Annotated in this window: 20 protein-coding genes and 1 pseudogene; 6 read left to right on the top strand and 15 right to left on the bottom strand. The window is 41.5% G+C overall.

All coding sequences use genetic code 11. The features are described from left to right. The first annotated feature begins 275 nt into the window (after positions 1–275). Genes SGLY_RS06460 through SGLY_RS06445 form a run of 4 tightly spaced genes read left to right on the top strand, consistent with a single transcriptional unit; the run spans position 276 to position 3,743 of the window. Positions 276–791: an RNA polymerase sigma factor gene (locus SGLY_RS06460; protein ID WP_013624468.1), complete on the top strand. Its 516-nt coding sequence runs from the start codon at positions 276–278 to the stop codon at positions 789–791. Beyond that, entirely contained in the window at positions 792–1,580 is a 789-nt protein-coding gene (locus SGLY_RS06455) for a hypothetical protein (RefSeq protein WP_013624467.1), read from the top strand. It begins immediately after the preceding gene. Between the two features lie 22 nt (positions 1,581–1,602). Continuing rightward, complete coding sequence (locus SGLY_RS06450) at positions 1,603–2,493, top strand: ABC transporter ATP-binding protein (protein WP_013624466.1); 891 nt, start codon at positions 1,603–1,605, stop codon at positions 2,491–2,493. Beyond that, complete coding sequence (locus SGLY_RS06445) at positions 2,490–3,743, top strand: ABC transporter permease (RefSeq protein ID WP_013624465.1); 1,254 nt, start codon at positions 2,490–2,492, stop codon at positions 3,741–3,743. Before SGLY_RS06450 ends, SGLY_RS06445 begins: the two co-directional genes overlap by 4 nt. A 291-nt stretch (positions 3,744–4,034) precedes the next feature. Here SGLY_RS06445 and SGLY_RS06440 read toward each other — a convergent pair whose 3' ends face one another. The 3 genes and pseudogenes from SGLY_RS06440 to SGLY_RS17505 form a co-directional block, all read right to left on the bottom strand. Further along, a complete protein-coding gene (locus SGLY_RS06440) occupies positions 4,035–4,586 on the bottom strand; it encodes a VanZ family protein (RefSeq protein WP_013624464.1) in 552 nt (183 codons plus the stop codon). A 192-nt stretch (positions 4,587–4,778) separates the two neighbouring features. Next, complete coding sequence (locus tag SGLY_RS18515) at positions 4,779–4,901, bottom strand: hypothetical protein (RefSeq protein ID WP_013624463.1); 123 nt, start codon at positions 4,899–4,901, stop codon at positions 4,779–4,781. A 283-nt stretch (positions 4,902–5,184) separates the two neighbouring features. After that, positions 5,185–5,403: pseudogene (locus tag SGLY_RS17505) on the bottom strand (phage holin family protein). Positions 5,404–6,166: 763 nt separating this feature from the next. Here SGLY_RS17505 and SGLY_RS17875 point away from each other — a divergent pair. Then, on the top strand, positions 6,167–6,391 hold the full coding sequence (locus SGLY_RS17875) for a hypothetical protein (RefSeq protein WP_169312016.1): 225 nt from the start codon (positions 6,167–6,169) through the stop codon (positions 6,389–6,391). On the opposite strand, the gene SGLY_RS17065 is transcribed toward SGLY_RS17875, so the two are convergent. From SGLY_RS17065 to SGLY_RS17060, 3 genes are all read right to left on the bottom strand, one after another. After that, positions 6,384–8,057, bottom strand: coding sequence for a M56 family metallopeptidase (locus SGLY_RS17065; protein WP_013624461.1), 1,674 nt, complete (start codon positions 8,055–8,057; stop codon positions 6,384–6,386). The genes SGLY_RS17875 and SGLY_RS17065 overlap by 8 nt on opposite strands. Further along, on the bottom strand, positions 8,054–8,413 hold the full coding sequence (locus SGLY_RS06430; protein WP_013624460.1) for a BlaI/MecI/CopY family transcriptional regulator: 360 nt from the start codon (positions 8,411–8,413) through the stop codon (positions 8,054–8,056). Before SGLY_RS06430 ends, SGLY_RS17065 begins: the two co-directional genes overlap by 4 nt. A 437-nt stretch (positions 8,414–8,850) precedes the next feature. Further along, entirely contained in the window at positions 8,851–9,906 is a 1,056-nt protein-coding gene (locus SGLY_RS17060) for a hypothetical protein (protein ID WP_013624459.1), read from the bottom strand. A 1,413-nt stretch (positions 9,907–11,319) separates the two neighbouring features. Here SGLY_RS17060 and SGLY_RS06415 point away from each other — a divergent pair. After that, positions 11,320–11,583, top strand: coding sequence for a hypothetical protein (locus SGLY_RS06415; protein ID WP_041444701.1), 264 nt, complete (start codon positions 11,320–11,322; stop codon positions 11,581–11,583). Positions 11,584–11,708: 125 nt separating this feature from the next. Here SGLY_RS06415 and SGLY_RS06410 read toward each other — a convergent pair whose 3' ends face one another. From SGLY_RS06410 to SGLY_RS06365, 9 genes are all read right to left on the bottom strand, one after another. Next, positions 11,709–12,035 (bottom strand): type II toxin-antitoxin system VapC family toxin, encoded by a 327-nt coding sequence (locus tag SGLY_RS06410; RefSeq protein WP_282432427.1) that lies wholly within the window; start codon positions 12,033–12,035, stop codon positions 11,709–11,711. An 82-nt stretch (positions 12,036–12,117) separates the two neighbouring features. Then, positions 12,118–12,333, bottom strand: coding sequence for a type II toxin-antitoxin system Phd/YefM family antitoxin (locus SGLY_RS06405; RefSeq protein WP_013624458.1), 216 nt, complete (start codon positions 12,331–12,333; stop codon positions 12,118–12,120). Between the two features lie 625 nt (positions 12,334–12,958). Continuing rightward, the gene (gene cmr6, locus SGLY_RS06395) at positions 12,959–13,798 is read right to left on the bottom strand and encodes a type III-B CRISPR module RAMP protein Cmr6 (protein WP_041444700.1); all 840 of its coding nucleotides are present in this window, start codon (positions 13,796–13,798) and stop codon (positions 12,959–12,961) included. Then, positions 13,770–14,159 (bottom strand): type III-B CRISPR module-associated protein Cmr5, encoded by a 390-nt coding sequence (gene cmr5 / locus SGLY_RS06390; RefSeq protein ID WP_013624455.1) that lies wholly within the window; start codon positions 14,157–14,159, stop codon positions 13,770–13,772. The genes cmr6 and cmr5 overlap by 29 nt, the downstream gene beginning before the upstream one ends. Continuing rightward, the gene (gene cmr4 / locus SGLY_RS06385; protein ID WP_013624454.1) at positions 14,152–15,099 is read right to left on the bottom strand and encodes a type III-B CRISPR module RAMP protein Cmr4; all 948 of its coding nucleotides are present in this window, start codon (positions 15,097–15,099) and stop codon (positions 14,152–14,154) included. Before cmr4 ends, cmr5 begins: the two co-directional genes overlap by 8 nt. Further along, positions 15,087–16,241, bottom strand: a complete 1,155-nt coding sequence (locus tag SGLY_RS06380) for a type III-B CRISPR module-associated Cmr3 family protein (RefSeq protein WP_013624453.1) — start codon at positions 16,239–16,241, stop codon at positions 15,087–15,089. Before SGLY_RS06380 ends, cmr4 begins: the two co-directional genes overlap by 13 nt. Next, positions 16,217–17,929 (bottom strand): type III-B CRISPR-associated protein Cas10/Cmr2, encoded by a 1,713-nt coding sequence (gene cas10, locus SGLY_RS06375; protein ID WP_013624452.1) that lies wholly within the window; start codon positions 17,927–17,929, stop codon positions 16,217–16,219. Before cas10 ends, SGLY_RS06380 begins: the two co-directional genes overlap by 25 nt. Continuing rightward, positions 17,926–18,840: a type III-B CRISPR module RAMP protein Cmr1 gene (cmr1, locus tag SGLY_RS06370; protein ID WP_013624451.1), complete on the bottom strand. Its 915-nt coding sequence runs from the start codon at positions 18,838–18,840 to the stop codon at positions 17,926–17,928. Before cmr1 ends, cas10 begins: the two co-directional genes overlap by 4 nt. Continuing rightward, positions 18,837–19,775 carry a DUF6602 domain-containing protein gene (locus SGLY_RS06365; RefSeq protein WP_148228181.1) on the bottom strand — a complete coding sequence of 313 codons (939 nt, stop codon included), beginning with the start codon at positions 19,773–19,775 and terminating at the stop codon, positions 18,837–18,839. The genes cmr1 and SGLY_RS06365 overlap by 4 nt, the downstream gene beginning before the upstream one ends.

The raw sequence follows: 19,775 nt of genomic DNA, 5'->3' as shown, positions 1-19,775 counted from the left end.
TTCGTGGGCTTCGATGAAAAGTTAGGGCCCTCATGAAAAGTTATTACAATTATCAAGCCGTTATCAACAACTGTTCAACTATCAAGCTGACAAATACAAGTTTTTATAATGTTTTTGAAATATATATTACATATTGCATAAGTTTAAAAAGTTGATTATTTTGGGCATCATCAAACGTTATATTATGAGGGCAAATTAAAAAATTTGATGGCCTCAATCATTTTAGATGCTATAGAACGTTCTATATTTTGAGGGAATCTTCCGGAGGATTAACCTTGATACATGAAGATGAGTTGCTACAAAAAATTAGAGATGGTGATAGCGCCAGTCTGGATAAACTTGTTGTCTTTTATTATCCAGACATTCTTCGCTATTGCTTATGGCATACACCAAACAGGCAGACGGCCGAGGATGCAACACAGGATACTTTTTTGAAAGCCATCCGACACCTTGATGCGTATGTCCATCGCGGCCAATTTAGGGCGTACCTTTACAAAATCGCCGCCAATGTGTGCATTGATTATAGCCGAAAAAAGACTATGGAACAGTTGCCGGATGATTTGCAGGAATACGACAGCCACTTGGAACAGATTGAATCGGATGCAAATTTTTTGTGGCTGCTGCGCGGCTTACCCGACGAACAACGGGAAGTTGTTCTGTTACGCTTCGTACACGACTTGAAAGTCAGGGAAATCGCGGAGATCATCGGTGTACCAATGCGCACAGTACAATCCCGGTTGCGGAGCGCACTTAAAAGAATTGAAAGAGATTTTGGTAAGGAGGAAAGATAGTTGAACAAAAAACTGCGTTTAGAATTACAGGCCGCGCTGAAAGACCGGCCCGCCATACAAATATCGGAGGAACATTTGGTACAAACAATGCGGGAGGCCCGCATTGCATACCAAAACCGCAGGAATCGGGAGCGTATCAGGCATCCGGCCTTCCTGTTACGACAGGTGCGGTTTGTCGGCGCTCCGGTTTGGCTATTGCAGGGGTTTATGTTACTGTGTGCATTCTGGCTGTTTGGCCTTTCGGATATAGGGGCTGTTTCTAATTTCGCTCCACGCCATTTGCCAGTATTGCTCGGATGTTTTGCGGTCTTTATCGCCATGACCAGCATCCCTTTTATCGGGCGTTCGGCGCGGTATAGAATGCTTGAAACAGAAATGGCGGCACGGATTTCAATTCCCAAACTATTGCTGGCCCGGATTTTCATTATCGGTATTGGCAATGTGCCGTTGCTTACGGTTTCTTTTCTTCTTGCAAATACAAAAGCGGAACTTGGCACAGGAAGCATCGCCTTATACCTGTTGCTTCCCTATTTGATTGCCTGTTGCGGTTGCTTGTTTATTCAAGCTTACGCACATAGCGGACAGCAAGGTTTTATCTGCACAGCCTTTTGCTTCTCCTTAACCGCGCTACTGTTTGTGTTGTATAAAACTGCCCCGGTGGTTTACGAACAGGCATCCGTTGGAGTTTGGGGAGCGTTATGCGCGTTATGCGTGGTGCTTCTCATAATAGGGATTTACCGCCTGTTAGATAAGGCGGCCTCCCTCGACCTATCCCCAAACGGGATATAAAAACACGAAAAGGAGAATACACATGGAGCTTACGATTCAAAAACTTACCAAACGGTACAAGGATAAAACCGCCGTAAACAATGTAAGCCTGACGCTTACCCCCGGCGTATGGGGGCTTCTCGGTGCAAACGGCGCAGGGAAAACAACCTTGATGCGCATGGTGGCCGGTATATTAACGCCTACTTCCGGCAAAGTCCAGTACGACGGTATTGAAATTAAGGCATTGGGCGAAGCCTATCGGGATGTTTTTGGCTATCTGCCGCAGAACTTTGGATTTTACCCGGAATTTACGGTAGCGGACTATCTGCAATATATGGCTTCGCTGAAAGGACTGCCCCAAAAGGAAACCAATCAAAAAATAGACGAGCTGCTTCACAGGCTAACCCTTACGGATGTTCGGAACAAACACATCCGCAAACTGTCAGGCGGGATGCAACGCAGAGTAGGGATTGCCCAGGCGCTTTTGAACGACCCGGATATTTTGATTCTGGACGAACCTACAAGCGGCCTTGACCCCGGTGAGCGCATACGCTTCCGAAATATATTATCGGAGTTTGCACAACAGCGTATTGTCTTGATTTCTACTCATATTGTTTCTGATGTTGAGTATATCGCAAACCGCAACGCCATTATGAAGGACGGACAAATTATTGCGGTCGGCACCACAGACGAGCTTGTGAAAACGATGGACGGCAAGGTATGGCAAAGCACGATTCCAGCGGAACAGCTTCATCATTACGAGCGTACCGTCCGGGTTGTTACCGTCCGCAATGAAGAAGGCGGGAGCGTATCAGTACGGTATGTTTCGGAAAGTCCGAGTTTGCCGGATTCACAAAACGCCGCCCCGCGCCTTGAGGACTTATATCTGTGGCTGTTCCGTGGTGAGGAAGCCGTAAAGGAGGATGCAGTATGAACCGCATGATTGCTTTAGAATTGAAACGTGTGGCAAAAACCCGCTCTACATGGATACTGGCGGCGGGGGCGCTGCTGCTGTCGGTTGTAATGGCCCTTTTGGTTATCTCCTTTGCGCGCCATTGGAACCTTGATGAAAGCGGTACGGAAGTAAGGCTGTCCGGCAGAGAAGCAATACAGGCCAATCAGGAAATGCTGAAACCCATTGAGGGAGAGCTTACGCCGGAACGAATACGCGCCGCTTTTGAAACCTACCATGAGGTATACGAAACCTACGGAGCAAAGATGGAGGATATACCAAAAGACATATACTATCAAAAATTAGCGCCAATCAATGCGATATTGAATAGCATCCGTGAGGTGTATGTGGATAAGTCCACGGGCATCCCTGTACCACTGTATGAGATTTCACCGGAAGAAGCGGCCAATTTTTATGAGCAACGCACGGAGCGCCTTACGGACTATATATCATACGAATATAAAGATTCTCCCGATGCTGTCGAACAGGCTCTTACCATGAACGAGAAAGTAAAAGCGCCGTTCTATTATGTGTATGGCGTTGGGGACAGTGACACATCGGAGTATCTGACCATGTGCATTTTCCTGTTGGTTATGCTATGCACAGTCATTGCCGCACCAATCTTTTCTGCTGACTACCAAAGCGGCGCGGATGATATTTTGCGTTGCACAAAGCATGGGCGGCGGCGTTTGGCGGTTGTAAAGCTGTTGTCTGCCATTCTGCTTACTACCGCGATTTTTGCGGTCTGTGTAACTGCGTTTATCTTGATTTCATATGCCGCGTTCGGTTGGGATAGCCTGAAAACAACGCTGCAAGTGGCGTTTTCCGCAATTTCCTTTGTTCCGTTTACCGTAGGAGAAGCCAATACGCTGGTTGTCTTTTCCGGCCTGCTTACTTTCCTTGCGACGGTATGCTTTACGCTGTTTCTCTCAACTAAATTCAAAAATCCGATTACCGTGTTGGGGCTTGCCATTGGAAGCTGTTTGTTGCCTACAATTCTGTCTTTCGCCGGAAGCGGCGCCAATATTGAAAATTGGATCAGGCTGTGCTTGCCGTCGGGGGGAGTTGGGCTTAGAAACAGCTTTTTCTTTGAACTGACCGAATTTAACTTTTTACCTCTTGGGCCGATCAGCGTCTGGACACCATACATTATCCCGGTGGCGGCAGGGATAGAGATTTTCTTATTCTTTATTCTTGCGATACGCTCTTATTCCCGGCATGAAGCTTCCTAATAGATAAAAACTGTGTATTATAAGGTGCTAACAATCATTTATTTCAACTGTATGGGAGCTTGTTTCTCTACAAAGGTGATGTGCAAATAATCTCAATCGAGTTGCCATTCATGAAATACCTATGGCGTGTACCCGTCCAAGGTTGCGGCGGCTCTGCAAAAAGATTATGCGGAATTGTGGGACCGGGTATCTGGCGTTCTCAAGCAGCTTACGTCGGTGGTGGAGCTATAAAGGCGTGGAGCGGGATAACTAATTGCCCCCCGCTCCACGCCTTTTTTCTATGAGGCATAGTCAACGATTCATTAGCAAAAGTGATGTTATAACAAATAATGGGATTCCTATAATCGAACTACATATCATAATTACGGTTCGGATTTTACTGTGCTCTTTTATAAAGACAGTTAAAAGTTTATAGCTTAAAATTCCGACGATTCCACCTACACAATTGAGCAGTATATCGTCTATATCGGTTGCTCCAATACCAAAAATATACTGTACAATTTCGATAGATAAACTAATAACGAAAACAGAAACAAAACTTGCGAACACCTTCTTATTTTTCTTGAACAATAGTAAATAAATACCTAAAGGGATAAACAACACAATATTCCCGAATATATTGTTAAAGGCAACTGTATGTGAAACGTCAACTGTCCCTATCAAATAGTTTTTTATAGACTGAAAAGGCAAGATGTTAATACTTCTATATACCGTCCTATTTTCATTAAACAATTCAAATGGTGAAACATACTTAAAAACTACTATTGATAAAAATAAAATTATATAAAAAATTAAAATAGCATATAAAAAAACTGATTGAATTTTTCTGTTGTATCTGCGCATTACGTACCCCCTCCCCTGTTAATTATGAAATTATGCTCAGAGTAATCCTTCGCGAAAGTCCACTATAATATGTAACGTTTTATGATAGCCTAAATGATTAGCTATTCTCCACTTTTTTATTCCAATTCATAGCAAATAAACAGATTATCGAAGAACAAAAAAGCGAATTAATGCAGTTCTTCCAAGGATACATCACCGATCATTTATGATATTGTAAACGGTCTTGCGGACAAGTCCATAATAGTCCCGATATAAATTAACGATAAAAATCTTATCGTCATCGTTTTCCAATTCCTCAATTATCATCATTATCATTGAATCACTCCTTTGATAATCATGGTAACATACTTTTCAAGCCTCTTTACAGAAAGATATATTTTATTCTTATTTCCATTACTGCCAGTACTACCTCTCGCAAAGGCGCTTAGTCGTTGATACAAAAAATCACTGTATCATTTGTAGAAGGCAACTTCGATGGAATTTCGCAATAATTTTTTTAAATTGTTGTAAACAAAACTGTTCTTTATGTTATTTTAATAAAACGACAGTCTCCACTTTTTTGACATAATTGCACTGCTAACCTTTCCATAATATTTTTTTACTTTATATCCATCTTGCAAGCCTGCGCAAGAATGTCTCTCAGCTTTTGGGGAAGAGGCACCCCCATTTTCGCAACGTTTTCAAGGATGCTAATTCCTTCATTAGAGAGATAAAATATAAGAGAGATACAACATAATCACATTGTTCTGACCGAACTTCCTAAACCGATAATGTACCGAACAATAATATTTCCCAAAGCGACCAGGAGCAATATCAACGCTTTTTTACTAATACCTCTGTACCCGATCTTACTTGTTACTTTTTTTCGTGGATAGCCAGAAGCAGTGCGGTTAAATAATAGATGGCTATAAAGGCAAACAATGCGTATAACAAAGAATCAAACCTCCTAACACAGCAAATATTATTTTAAGATGATTCAAAAAGTATCCGTATTAATTCCCCCATTCTTGGCATCAGAATGCTGATTTACCGTTATTAAAGAAGGAATCGCCCGATTTATAAACCTTAAGCATTTGTTTTTTTGCCTCATTCGTATTCCTAAAAACCAAAGGGCAAGAATTAATGGAAAGTCAACCATAATTCTTGCCCTTTCTTATGTCTGGTTCAGTAATCCTGGTTTAGCGAGTACATTCAGACCTTAAGAACGCCCTTTTTTTCGTCTTTCTTTTCTTAAGAAGCACCGTAATAAAGCCCGAACAGTTGCAACATTGACAAACCAGGAAGCTAAGCTTCGAAAAAGAAAAGGAGGATTGATTTGTAAAATGGCAACAGTATTATTTATCGAAACGCATCAGGACGATGAAACACTTTTAATGGGCGGGAGGTATCGTCAATCACGTCAATACCGGCCACACCGTTTATCATGCTTGCATTACAGACGGAAGCTCTTCAAGTTTTAGGCCACAGTTAGGGATGGATATTCCGACTTTTGTCAACACCCGCAACGAAGAACAGCGCAAAGCGCTGGCCGGAATAGGGGCGACACGCCTTGAAGCAAGTCAAGGGCGTTTTGCCCGCCCTTGATGACATTGACTTTTACCTTACAAATGAACTTGACCATGACTACAACTTTATCCCCCTACGATTGCGGGGAACTGCTCATGCCGCCGACTGCGTTCCGGGAAGCGGATATGCGTCTGCACGGGCTTTCCCTCATTAGAATCGGTCTTTGTGTGCCACAGGAGTTTCAGGAGTATTGCGTCTACCACCCACCTCTGAAATTGCTGGCATCAAGGGCTAATTAAAGGACTTTAGAAGCGTGTCAATACGATTATACAATTCTGTGTCTACTTTTGTATTAAACCCGTTTTTTCCATTTTGCATATAAGCGTCACCATTCATTGTAAAAAGATAATAGTCATGCGTCGTATTTGAATTGTTGCTACTATAGATTACTCGCAGCATATAGTACGCATCGAAGGAATCTATATTCTGTGCAGGATAAATGGTAGACTTTGTCATGGAACTGAATACGGTATCTTCCGCAAGCCGCCTGTATGTACCATCCAATGGGGTAAGCGAACTTAACACCTCGCCATTTTTACCTAATTTCATTAAACTATATGTGGTGGTAATGCCGGTAACACGCTCAAAAAAACCATCGGGAAGTGAAGCATCTCCTTTCAAATCTTTAAAACTGCTTGCAAGCCATGAACTATTTGCACTTAAATATACATTATCAATGACAAGATAAGCGTTCCTCAGATTTTGATAGGTATGAACAGTTCCCTCTTTTGTGATGATGTACAGCGTTGTGGTGCTTCCAAGTTCATCGGGTGCGTTAACTTTTTGTCCCTTACTTGCGTTTATGATTTTTATGATTGGGCCAAATTCCTCGGATGAAAATTCTTTGTAATAATTCTCCCTCTCGGATGGCGATATAACCATTTCAATAGACTGCACATCGTTAACAGAAAGATTATTAGCCCAAGCAAGGCTATCATTAATATCTTTTGCTTCATCGTTTGTCATGAGAAATCCTCCAATTCCTATCACAGCAATCAGGGATACGATACTCACCCAAAATGTCGGTTTTTTGTAATTTAGAATGTTCTTAACCCTTGATTTCACACCTATTTCGCCAAATGCAAGCGGAAACAAACCGCTTTGTACGGACGACAGGCGTACCAGCGAGGTTGAATACGCTTTGCGTATATCCTCCTCCCCTGCCTGTTTCATTACACTCTCGTCGGCAGATAGTTCCATATCGTGTGACATGAGGATATAAGAAATCCATGCAACCGGGTTGAACCAGTGCAGGGCAACAGCAAAAAATGCGATTGGCTTCAACAAATAGTCATATCGCTTGATATGCGTTTGCTCGTGTTTGAGGATATACGCTAGCTCGCTGCCTGCAAGTCCTGCCGGGATATAGATTTTTGGACGTAAGAAACCCAATATAAACGGCGTTTTTATACGGTCTGTCTCGTAGATATTGCCATCAACTTTTGTTGCTATTCGCATCCTCCGTTTCAAAAGCATATATGAAATGAAACCGTATAAAACCACTGCGATAAAACCGAAGAGCCACATATAACGCAAGGTGTCCAAGAGCGTAAAAAACAAATCTTGGGAAGTGATCAAAATAGTATGAGGAACACTGTTCGACAGCACGTGGGTGATATTCCCATGTTCTTCTGTTCCCACCGGCAATACCGGCATCGTGACAGGTATCCGGGCGTCAACATTTTGCTTGATACTGTTTGGAAGCAGCTTAGAAAGTCCGTAACTGCTCTGTATAGTAAAGGGGCAGAGCAGCCGAAAGAAAACAACAAGCCACAACATAAGCGAAAAGACCTTTGGTGCCTTTTTCAGGGCGAGACGAACAACCATAACGATTAACGCCACAATACTGGCTATTGCACTCATCTCAAAAATCGTATCGAAAAAACCTGATATGAATACCATCATTTTGTCGCTTCCTCTATCATCTTCTGCAACTCGGCGGCTTCTTCTTTGTTAAGTTGTTTATCCTTCAAAAAAGCAGTTAAAAAAAATGGTAATGAATTATCAAATGCCTTTTCCAAAAGCGTTTCGCTTTCATATTTCTGTACCTGTTCACGTTTTATTAAAGCGGTAACCGTTGCCTTTTCATTTTTTACAACATTACGTTCTGAGAGCTTGCGAATCATTGTGTATGTAGTGGATTTCTTCCAACCGAGCTTGTTTAAACACAGCCTTGTAAGCTCAGTCGAGTTTACCGGCTCACACTCCCAAACAATACACATAAATTTATATTCGGCGTCAAATAAATTCAGATTATCCATAATACACCTCCGAAGGTTGGTTGTGATAGACCTTAATTAAGGTTTATCACAACCAACCTTCTTTGTCAAGAAAAAACCAACAAAGTTCAGATCTTCCATGTGACTTTATATCTGAAATCGAACTATCAAATCAATACAACCACCAAATACCAGCGTATCAGCATGGCCGTTCGCCACTGGACTCCGCTGCTGCCTATGACAAGGTCAAAACATTTTTTGAAAAGCAAAGATAAAGCCTGTGGATTTGTGGAAAACGCTTGAATCTCGACCACAGATCCACAGGATGGCCAATTAAGACGTTGTTCTCCGAGTCGCGAAAAGCGATGCAAAATTTGTGACAGACCTTGTAGTTTCGCAGTCATCATCATTCACATAATCGAGAACTGCCTAGGCTGCCTATTATTTCCATGCTTCTAACTCACGGATTTAAGTGACTATCAACGTCTCCAGCAAGTTATATTTAATGCTCCATTACCATACGGATCAGTACCATAATTGTGTCTATACAAACCGTACTCTCCCCATTTTGAGGTTAATACTACGTTCCAAATATTGGAGCTAGATGTGTACACAATGGCTGAATGTCCTCCAGTTACTGGATAATACATTACCTGCCCTGCTGCGGTAGGCGTAAAACCTACTTTAGTATAGCTTCCATCTGACATATATGCTGCAGGACTATTCATCCAGTAAGGGTTTGAAGCGAATGTACTGTACCATGCATAAGAATGGCAATTATATTTAGTGGTAGCACTTCTAAGTCTTGTTGCACCAGGGTATGCGGAAGCCATATAGCTATCAGCAGCAGCTTTCTGTGCAGAGGTCAGCTGTTCCCCTCTTATCAAGACTTGTACGGCGCTAAAATTAGGGGTATATACATAAGCAGTAGGGTAAGCTGCTCTTGCAGCCTCAGCAAAAAGAGATTTCTTATTAGCGTAAATTGGTGTGACATCTATTTTTTTAGAAATGGTGTTTGATGTTTCGATGATTGAATTAACCTGTTCTTTATTCAATTTTTCGAAAATGACAGGCTGAGAAAGCAATGTTCCAATAATTCTATCTTTCATTATGGTTTTAAAGTTAACACTCTTGGCATCTTTCAAGCCTGTTACTTCCTGTTTCATGGTCATATATTCTTCATATAAACCATCACCAGCATCTCTCCTGCCGAGAAGTTCTTTTAAACCTGAGAATCTTTCACTTATAACCTGTATTCCAATTTCATCGCTGTCAAAGGCATAGATATCACCGAGAAATGGATAATCCATAACGGCTGAAACGAGAGCTGCTGTATCCATGTTTTTTACAATATTTTCCGGAATATCCGTAAGCTGAACTAATTCATAAGATTTATGTTTGGCCCAATCTTTGGAATCTGGAGTTATACTATACTTATATGGGGTATTGCTTTCAGCAAAAACACTTGCTGGCATTAAACTTAATACCATGCATAACGTTAAGACCAGTAAAAAAGCTTTTCTGAACTTTTTCATTTAATTCACTCCTATAATATTTTTCATTTGCCATTGATTGTTACTTGATCAGTGTAAATCTTAAGCTAAAATAACTATGACCTGCCAAACTGTTTCGACTAAAATTCTATCCACTCAAATTGCGATAGAGATTATTCATTTTTTACGCCTCCTTTTTTATAATCTCCCTTCACAAACTATCTCCAGTAGATGTAGTATAAAGCAACCTATAATTTGTGTAGGGGCCAACGCTATCAGATCAATGGTACTTAGCTGTATGAATGATCTGATAGCGTCTTAATTTAAATGGCGAAAGCCATCTAAATACTTGGAAATCAAGTTTCATTTTCTGTTAATTTTTAAGACAACCTAAAACTCTTTTAGATACACCGACTCCTTTCCTATGGTCTTACTTATTTTTAGCTATGTGAAGTTGTCAAGAGCTTTTATCAACTGATTTTGCTAATTTACCCTCTTTCAGTTATTAAATTTCTAAGATATTACACTTTCTTTTAAGCCATTTTAAATACAAGTATCATTTTCCAAAATATTGCTTTTCATTATATAAAGACAAGATAAATAACTTTTTGCAACACATTTATTTGAAAATTTTATAAAAAACAAATAAGTCCAAACGTCCGATCTATGGAGCAATAGAAAACACGATATTTTAAGCCAAATTAAAAAAATTATTGTTCTTTCTCTGCCGATAAAATTTTTTAGAGTGAGAGGTTCGCCTTCATGGTTCACCATGAACCCCCTTCCTGAATTCAGCACATGGACAGACTCCTTGCTCCTGGTTACCTCTGGTTATGTATACTTTTAACATGTTGGTTCCTCCAATATTTTGGTTGAGTCCTAAAAAAGGGCATAAAAAAACAGGCGTACTTTCTTTTGGAAAATACGCCTGTTCATTTTATGGAAAACTCCTATTCAGTTGCTTACGAGGGTTGAAATCTCCGATTTTGAAGTATAAAAAATCGGGGGCATTATCCCGAAAATGCTGATACCATGCGGTTTCGACCGTATGGTATCTTTTTTGACCTAAAATTATGAGAAGTTAGGTAGAAAAAGATGCCACTTGGTGTGGATGAAAACATACCCCCGCCTTGCAAAAACGAAGCGCAATATCTGTAGGATGCCACTCATAAAAATGAAAAGCCCTGAAATGATACAAAAGATGCCTATCTTTTCAGGGATTCACAATTACATAAATCATTGTTTCAATCCACGCACCTACTCGGGGTGCGACAATCGGCCAGGGTTTGTGCTGAATGACAAATCCACGCACCCGCACGGGGTGTACTTATGCAATATAAGCATAACATAGCTTTTTTTATTTTTCAATGAATTATGCAATTCATTGACCAAAAAGTTATGCACGCTTTAACATATGAGAAAGAATACAACGTGATTTAGAGAGGAGGTGATAAAATGTGCATGGATGATGCCAAATATGTAAGCGCAAGGCAATTACAAAAAGATTTGAACTATAAAGAGTGGAGGAATTTTCAACGTGTAATTGCAAAAGCCCAAGTAGCATGCTTGGCTGAGGAAGTATCCATAATAGAGCATTTTATAAAAACCGAATCATTTGTTGCCATCGGAAACAAGGCACAGCGAAAAGTTGAGGATTTTATGTTGTCGCCTCATGCCTGCGAGTTCATTAAAAGAAGTTGCATGAAACCTAATAATTGACTTTATTTTCTAAGGAAACGCCTCCAACAGGCATGAAAAATCCCTGATCGCAACGATCAGGGATTTTGGCCGGAGCAACATTTGCTCCAGCAGTGAGAAGTTAGGTCAAAAAGATGCCTTATACGTCAGTCTTGTTTCAGCAGCATTAAAACATCACACGGCAGGATTGCCGGAACAAACGACTTGCTAAAATCACTGACGTTGCGTGTAATGATATAATCCGCTCTATTTCGCTTGGCACACAGCGCCTGCACCGCATCTTCGTAATCTGTCATTCCACTATCGAAGGCGTCGACTATGTCGCTCTTCTTCACATCCACCACATCCACAATGGCAAAAAAAATCCGAACCGCTTCTTTCACCTCTTCCGGACTGACGTGCTTACGCAAAATGTACATCACGTCCAGAACTGTGGCTGTTGAAACAAAGCCCTCGGCCTTTTTACTTCGCAGTATCTCAAAATATTCAGCGAATCTTCGTATCCGGCGCGCCGTGAAATAATGTCTACAACAATATTTGTGTCGAGCAGCAGTTTCATTGACGCGTCAGCCTTTCATTCCGTACCGTTTCTTCGTCCACATCGGACGGTACAAGGCCGACTAAACGGTCGGAGAGGAACGATATAGAATCATTCACCCCAACAAGGCGGGCAATCGGAAGCCCGTTTCGGGTGACGACTATTTCCTGATTGGAAGCCAAATCTAGATACTTCCCGAAGTTATTTTGAATCTCTGTTGAGCTTACAAGCATTTCAAACACCTCTTTTCCATATATATTATATAGCGAATGGATAAGATTCCCAACGAATAATTAGCTAAAATAATGTAAATAGATGTAAAAAGGCTAACTGCAATTAACGGTAATCGACTTTTTTCGACAAAAATTATGACAGAGATAAGGGGACTTGAGAGGGTCACTGCGCCTTCTCAAAAGGGAAAACTTATTGGCACTTCGATCCGAAATGTAGCAACCTAAGCCAGACGGTTATTGCTTAGACAATAAATTTTAAAGCGTTTGTAAAAAATAAATTGTCCGAAAAATATATACATTGAAATTAGCGCCCTACATATTTATAGAGCAGCCGATTGACCCCAGCTTCTTCAACCCCGTTTGCTTTGTAGAAGGCATATTCTTTCTTATCTTTTGCATCTTCCGGGTAAGATGAGCCTGAATACCTTCTGCGCATGATGAAATTGAGTTCGTCTTTACTAAATATGATACGCCTCTTGCTGTACGCACTTCCCTTGCAAATCTTCGTTTTGACAACGTCCTTCATGTCTATTTTTACCTAATAGAACGAAAGAGACCCACCGTAGTCGACTTGTTTCGATGAATGCAGCAATATCTGGAATGGCTCGAAACGGGAAAATAGTTCTTAACACGAACCGATTGCTTTCACTTCGCCGATACCATAACCAATTGCAGTTTTAGCGCCAACCCCGTAATCGCTTAAAGCAGTGGAAATCATTCGTTTTATCATATCGATCTGTTGATTAGATACTTCAGGATCAGCTATTCCTATCGTAATCCTAAAGGCAGTATTTGTAACTGCAGGAAAGTACAGAGGGACAGGATTCTGATCATCTGTTGGATACCGTTCCCCTTTATTCTCATAATAAGTCTTGAAGTGTGGCGTTTGTACATCAAGACTGATCGTGTAGGAATCTATAGGAAAAGCATCGAAAAAGACTAGCTTGCCTTGAGCTGCAACCTCATTTTCATTAGCTCGAACACCAAAAAAGTATTGAAACATATGATCTTCTAAGGCAATAATCTCCTTTCCATCATACTTTTCCTGTATCCAGCAGTTGCGAATGATTCCCTTTAATGCACTGCCTGGGATGTAGGGGATACCATAAACATGATGAAGGGACATCAGCGAAATATGGCTGTATGGAGAAAGCGGGCCAATCCCAATCATAAGCTTGTCAATAGGTTTGTATTCAAATTCAATTTTTCGCGGCAGTGATTCAGCAAGCCGTTTCATCCGCTTATCCATGGCCTGCGGACAGGGCGCATTTATCCTGCAAAGAGAGTTAGGATAGCCATGAGGCTCAATAGAGATTCCGGTTTTGGTGCATTTGTGACAGGACAACCGGTTTAATAGTAAATACAAGTTATCAATTCTGCCTAGTAACTTAACTGCCTCAGCAGTATCATTAGGCAGGTTATATGTTGGTTCAGATTTAACATGATTGTTTTTCGCTTGATTCACCTTCAATCATCCCCTCTGCAAATCGTTTCATCCAAATCAACAGAGCCATTGTTTCGTTGGTCATCCTTCTATAACCATTTCTGGTTTGTTTGGTAATAGCCTCCATCAACTCATTATCAATAAGCTTCTGCTCCTTTAACCATTTGGAGATGTCATTATAGACAGCTTCATGCTGGTTGTTTTTTTTCTTAGAAAATAAAAATGCCACAGAGGCTCCGAATCCATTGGTTTGAATCATCACAGGAAAGGAGCGAACCAGAGCGCGATAATCCTTGGCATATTTCTCCGATTTCTCCGTTGATACTGCCAACACTCTTTCATAGGCAAAAGACGCCCTGCCGTTTTCAATTTCATTAGGCATGCGCTTCACCTCCGGAAACGATCTTGCAAGCTACAAAGCCTTTTCCCAATGTCATGTTGGCGCCTATCTGGAAGATGGAGGGAATACACTTTTCCAGCTCTCCGGCAATTTGGGCTGCTTCTTTCCTTGATTTCTCAAGCGCCGTATTTTCATTTTGCGGCCGACGGGAATCTGCTACAAATATCAGGCTGTAAAGGATGCTTTCTGTAGGCAAATACTCTTCATTAAACAAAGCTCCAGGCTCTACGATTCCCGATTTATTATTGATTTTAATCCGGGTAATAACCTCGGTAGAAAGCTTCACAAAATCTGCAAAGTCCTCATTGGGTACCAATATGGCATTGCTTTTTAGCATGTCGTTGGTAAGTTCGTTTTCCGGTAAACAGGGCAATAGTTTATCAATAAAAGTGGCAAAGGGAACCTCTTTGCCTTTTTCAACCAAGACATTATATAAGAATTCTTCCAGCATAACAGTATCAGATCCCGACACATCCTTAAACAGCAAGCTGGATCCTTCTATAACCCAAGGAGTTTTGTCAAGATTCAAGTCCCAGCCGCAGTCACCAATTCCTACAAGCTTCATATCGTTAAAAAAACGTTGTAAAACCATGGGACAGGTCACGAAGGCAAATACTCCTTTTGCCGAACGAACGGGGAAGAACAATAAGCGCGCATCTGAAAACGCAACAGCCGATGCAACAATATTGTCTTTGTCGTCAGCGCCAAAGATTTGCGTTATGCTATCTTCAGATATGTCCTGGTTGGCACCATTTTCTGCAGCGCTGCGTATACTGCCTTTCAGGCTTGAGGCCTCTATTTTAGGAAAACCCGTGTGTACTTCCCTCTGAATTGGCTGATCAATCATGCTCAGTTCAGTTCCTCCACCGGCGTGCAAGGGTGTTAAAACACTTAAAAACATGGCCTTCGTTATTTTGTACATATGACTTCCCCTCCTTGTTCTTTTCCGATCCTTCCAACCAAGCAATAGCCAAATCCACGGTCACAATAACGCATTCTATCCCAGTTATCGTAAACAAAGCCCTTGTTTTCACGATAATCGCTTAGGCATTTCTGGTGGAAAAGCTTGTTAGCGTCTTCAAAGGTTCCTTCAAGAATTTGAAAAAAATACACGCTTCCAGCGGGAATCGCGTAGCGCATTTCCCGTGGTTTTGCTTGGCCATTCTCAGGATCAAGCCCAAAACCGCCGGCAGGAATATATCTGCCGACAGCCGCACAGATAAGCTTTACCCGGATTCGTCTTTTTTTATAGGCAAAAGACCCTATATTTGTTCCTTCATCAATCCACCAAGGCAGCCAACCCTTTGTAAAAATAGCGGGAGTTGCCAAATAAAGCTTAAAAACCTTTGCTTCTTCGGCGACAGGAGCCAGGGAGATGCTTTTATCTAATCTATGAAGATGGGCCACTTTAGATTCCCCGCCTATTTTTAGGGCAGCCTGTTCCGGAAGAGAAACGCCCTCCGCTTCAACGACAAGACTGCATTTGTTGTTTTGTTTATCAACGGGTCGTGTCATTTTAATGTGATACATTTTTTTATCCTGTGCAGCACCCGTATTTTTATCAATTTGTATTCCGATATGTTCTTCCTCATGATAATGATCCGCAAGAGGATGACAAATCAGGTCTTTGCTTGCTCCCGCCAGATATGCCCGCAAATCTGTTTCATATAGGCAGCCTCCACCCTGGGGTTCAATTTCCTTCTGCAAACTGTTTCTATTGCTTGAAAGGTAAAATGGTAACGGGTAGCTGCCGGCAGACGATGGGGATAAGCTTAAAAGATCCAGATTGTTATTTTCGGTAACCATGGTGTCCAGCGGTCTTGGAAAACAAAAGTTATTGTTCACCATTAACCCGTTAAACCCTATTTTCATTTGGCGCGATAGTGTTTTCCTGTTCTTCAAGGGGTCTGCTTCATTTGTTGGTAACGCAACGGAGCGCAATGCGCCTGCATATACCGAAGGTAAAGGGGGCAAGAAGCTGTGTGGCGCATGGTTAACTCCGGCGTCAAAGGGTGATGATGAACGAAAAAACAAGGTGTCTACCGCATCAATGGCATAGAACATGGACTCACCTCCCGGGATAAAAAGCTAACCGTCTGTAGAACGGATATAAATTGTGAAATGTTGGAGTTGAATTTTTGATATAGCGTATAAAAGTCTGCCGTTTGTTTGTCACAGTCCAAAGTCGAGTTGGATTGTTTTAAAGCTTGTTTAATAAGCACTCGAACCATTTGGTGTTTCTTATCATCTTTCATGCTCTGGATACGGACGAGTGTTCCTGTAAGATTTTGAATAAATGCTTTGGAAAACTGATTTTGCTGCAAATCAAGCAGCGTAGTATATAGGATTTTCAGATTCTGGCAATTCCCTCCAAATTTATTTTTAATGGTTACATTTTCTCCGCTTCGTTTCATTAAAGTGATAGCAAAGGCATCTTTATCAGCGTCAATTCCCTTGGCTAAAGCTTCTAATTCGCTGGTTTTAGCCATAACCTCGCTTAGGGGCTGCATAATATGAGCGATGGCAATACCGGCTGAAAATGTTAGGGGTTGGGGATGTCCAAGCGGCGCCTTCACCTGATTGGGGAACTCTTTATGTAGCTCAAAAAGAGCGACAAACAGACCGTCCAACGGAAGAAACCCCAGAAAATCCTCGCCACCCGCATAAATACATATGCCATTGTACTTTGTGATAATTGCCCGCACACTTGTGGCAAAGCGGCTGATACTTTTGCTTAGCTCTTTGTGGGTGATCCTGTCCGCATACGACTGATACAAGCTTCCCATGCCATCCCCGTCAAACTTTACAAGCGCGTAATAGGGGCTTATCAGGATCTTGTCCTTATTTATTTTTTCATATAGCGCTTGGGCCGCGGCAATGCTGTCCTTGCTATACTCCTCTTCGGAGAGACTTTGGTGGTTCTGGAGATCAAAGATCGTTTCCGATGCTTCATCTTCCAGTTGTTTTAGGTCTGCTTCATAGGCTGTGCCCAGTAATCTGTTTCTTAAAAGCATATAGGCAACCGATGAAATATTGGACTGATATAAGGTTAAAACCCCCGCATCGCTTTCTTTCTCGTTGCCTAAAGTATTGAGCATTCGTTTAACAAAGGCAACCGCCGACAATCCCTCTGTCGGTTTTATCGCGTACTCGCATTTTGGGATATTGGTGATATCAACTACGTGTTCTGAAGCCACATAAGAAGGGAACCTTCCGTTTGCCTTCTTGGCAAAAACAATATTCGATTCTGGATAGAGCGTGCATTTTCGACCGTATGGTTCGTTGGTTTGAGAAAATATGCGCAACCTTTTTATATTGTTGATGCGCCTTACCATTTGCAGGTAACCGGTTTTATATTGCTCATATTCTTCAAAACCCCAGTAAATCTCTAAATACCGTTCGAGTTGCTCTCTGGCCCATTGGTTTGGCGTTATTCCTACATTGTTGAATATACGATTGCAGATATTTATAAACTCGTTTTTGACATATCGTTCAAGAGAGACTCCCAACCGTTCCTGATCTGGTTTGCCATATCCGCTTGCAATCGCAACAAGGCGGTTGGGGATGTTATTGTCTTCTGGCACGCTTGGAAAAATGATCTCAACATTCTCTTGTTTGCTTAATTCTTGAATTGCTCCGGACATTAAGGAGGACAGCAAGTAGCTTGCTGCATACAAGTCTCTCGTCTTACGTGATTGTTCAATAAATGACTTTACCGGTCCAATTGTAAAAATAAACAATGAAGTGCTCAATGCGCTCCCTCCTCAACAAGATCTATGAATTCATTTCGTTCTTCGTAAGCACTATCCAATGCTACGCCGTTATAAATAGCCTTCACGTAAGTATAGATCGGAAAGATACCGTCGCTGGTTTGGGTAACACTGACAATAACAGAAGAAGCAAAACGTCCACCAAAGGCAAACCCTGTTGCGTATTTCCTATTTTGAACACATTGAGGCGGATATCGTTTGATGTTATGGGAAGCTTGGTCCACTGATTGCAAGAACACATGGATATCTTTAATCTCTTTTCCCAGTTTAATTTTTTCTATAATCGGGCGTTGAAGCTTGGTAAGATCGGCTGCCACAACAATTTCGCCCTTTTCATTTTTATATGGAGGAGTGCCACCGGAAGAATTTTTTTCATTGATCGTATTCAGCTGTTCAGTAACCCAGAAAAGCAGTTGCTGATTATTTTTATTCAGTTCTGCAATTGTCACACAGCCTCTGCCCCGGCGGGTGCGCTTCCCCAAACCTCCCAGAACGAGGGATAGAATCACATGGTCTTTATAGCATTCATGTGTTATACCCTCAATATCTGTTCCGCTTAGCGTTCTGATGATAATCTCAAAGGTAGTTCCTGCCGAAAAATTTAACATTCTCGGATTTCGGTCAGGAGCTTCTTTGTGCAGCATGAGAGATTGCCGCACCTGTTTTTCATCCAGCATTTTCATTTGCATGCGAACAGGTGAAGCGTATTTTTCAGCATCGCCAAAGCGTTTCCCTTCCGCTTCATACAACAATTCAGTGCGGCTTTGATGATTGGCAATCCTGTATATATAGCGCATAAGCCCTTTTAGTTCAGAGGGCCGCAATTCCACTTTTTGGTTTCCATAGCTGAACATTGGACTGATTACTGTGCAATGCAGAATGCTTTTCTTCATTTATTGTCACCCTCCAATGCCGGGCTATCCTCTGAATTATATACTCTGTTAAACATAGCGGCATAAGCCTTGTGCGGAAACAACATAGGATTGTTGATAAGCATCAAAAGCTGATTAAATTGCAAATTAAAGGATAGCAAGGATACTTCCCGCCCTTCCGCTGCAAATACGCGATAATCATCTAAAGAATAATTATTCTTCTTAGTTTTTTCGCCATCCTCGTCCTGAAAACCCTTTCCTACGTTTTTATAGCGCTCCTCGACATCCGGGGCGTTATGATTCAGCCCATTAAACCAATCTTTGAGCGTTTTATTTTTAGAATTCACCTTAATAACGATTTGCGGCTTATTTTCTTTAGCCTGTAATACAAAATCAAATAAGGCATCTATGTTTTCACTGTCACCCGCCAGATGGCAGGAAATTCGCATAGGCCTTGTGCCCGTTTGGGTGGAAGGTTGTTCTAAGTTGCTGGTGGCGATATAACCATGCATTCTGGCGACAGCATCACGGGATGTCTGAAGTTTGGCGATGCTATCGCACCATTTTTTCAGATCATCAATACCTCTGGATGTACTTTTGCATTCAACGACGGCGGCAACCGCTTCAATAGGGATAAACTTCAATCTGCCATTACGGAATATATAAGGGGTATAGATTTCGTCAAATATGGCAAGATCCACCTCATTCGAGACCTGTCCCTGAGCATCAATAATGAATACCGACTGCTCAATAATAAATTTTTTAGGAACAATTTGTTCAAAAAGCTGTTTCCATATTTCTTCACGAAAACCACCGATGATACTCCCATGCTTGTGTCTAAAATGCAATTGACTAACAATTGATTCCTCTGTTTGAATATAGTTGCTTATAATATCCCTCATGGTATCAAAGTCCGGTGTGGGTTCAGTTCTGTTTGTTTTAGCATTCACCTGCAT

It is taken from the genome of Syntrophobotulus glycolicus DSM 8271 (genome assembly GCF_000190635.1).
In the GTDB taxonomy this organism is placed as follows: Bacteria; Bacillota; Desulfitobacteriia; order Desulfitobacteriales; family Syntrophobotulaceae; genus Syntrophobotulus; species Syntrophobotulus glycolicus.
Note: the sequence above shows the minus strand (reverse complement) of the source record. Positions and strands in the feature narration are given on the sequence as shown.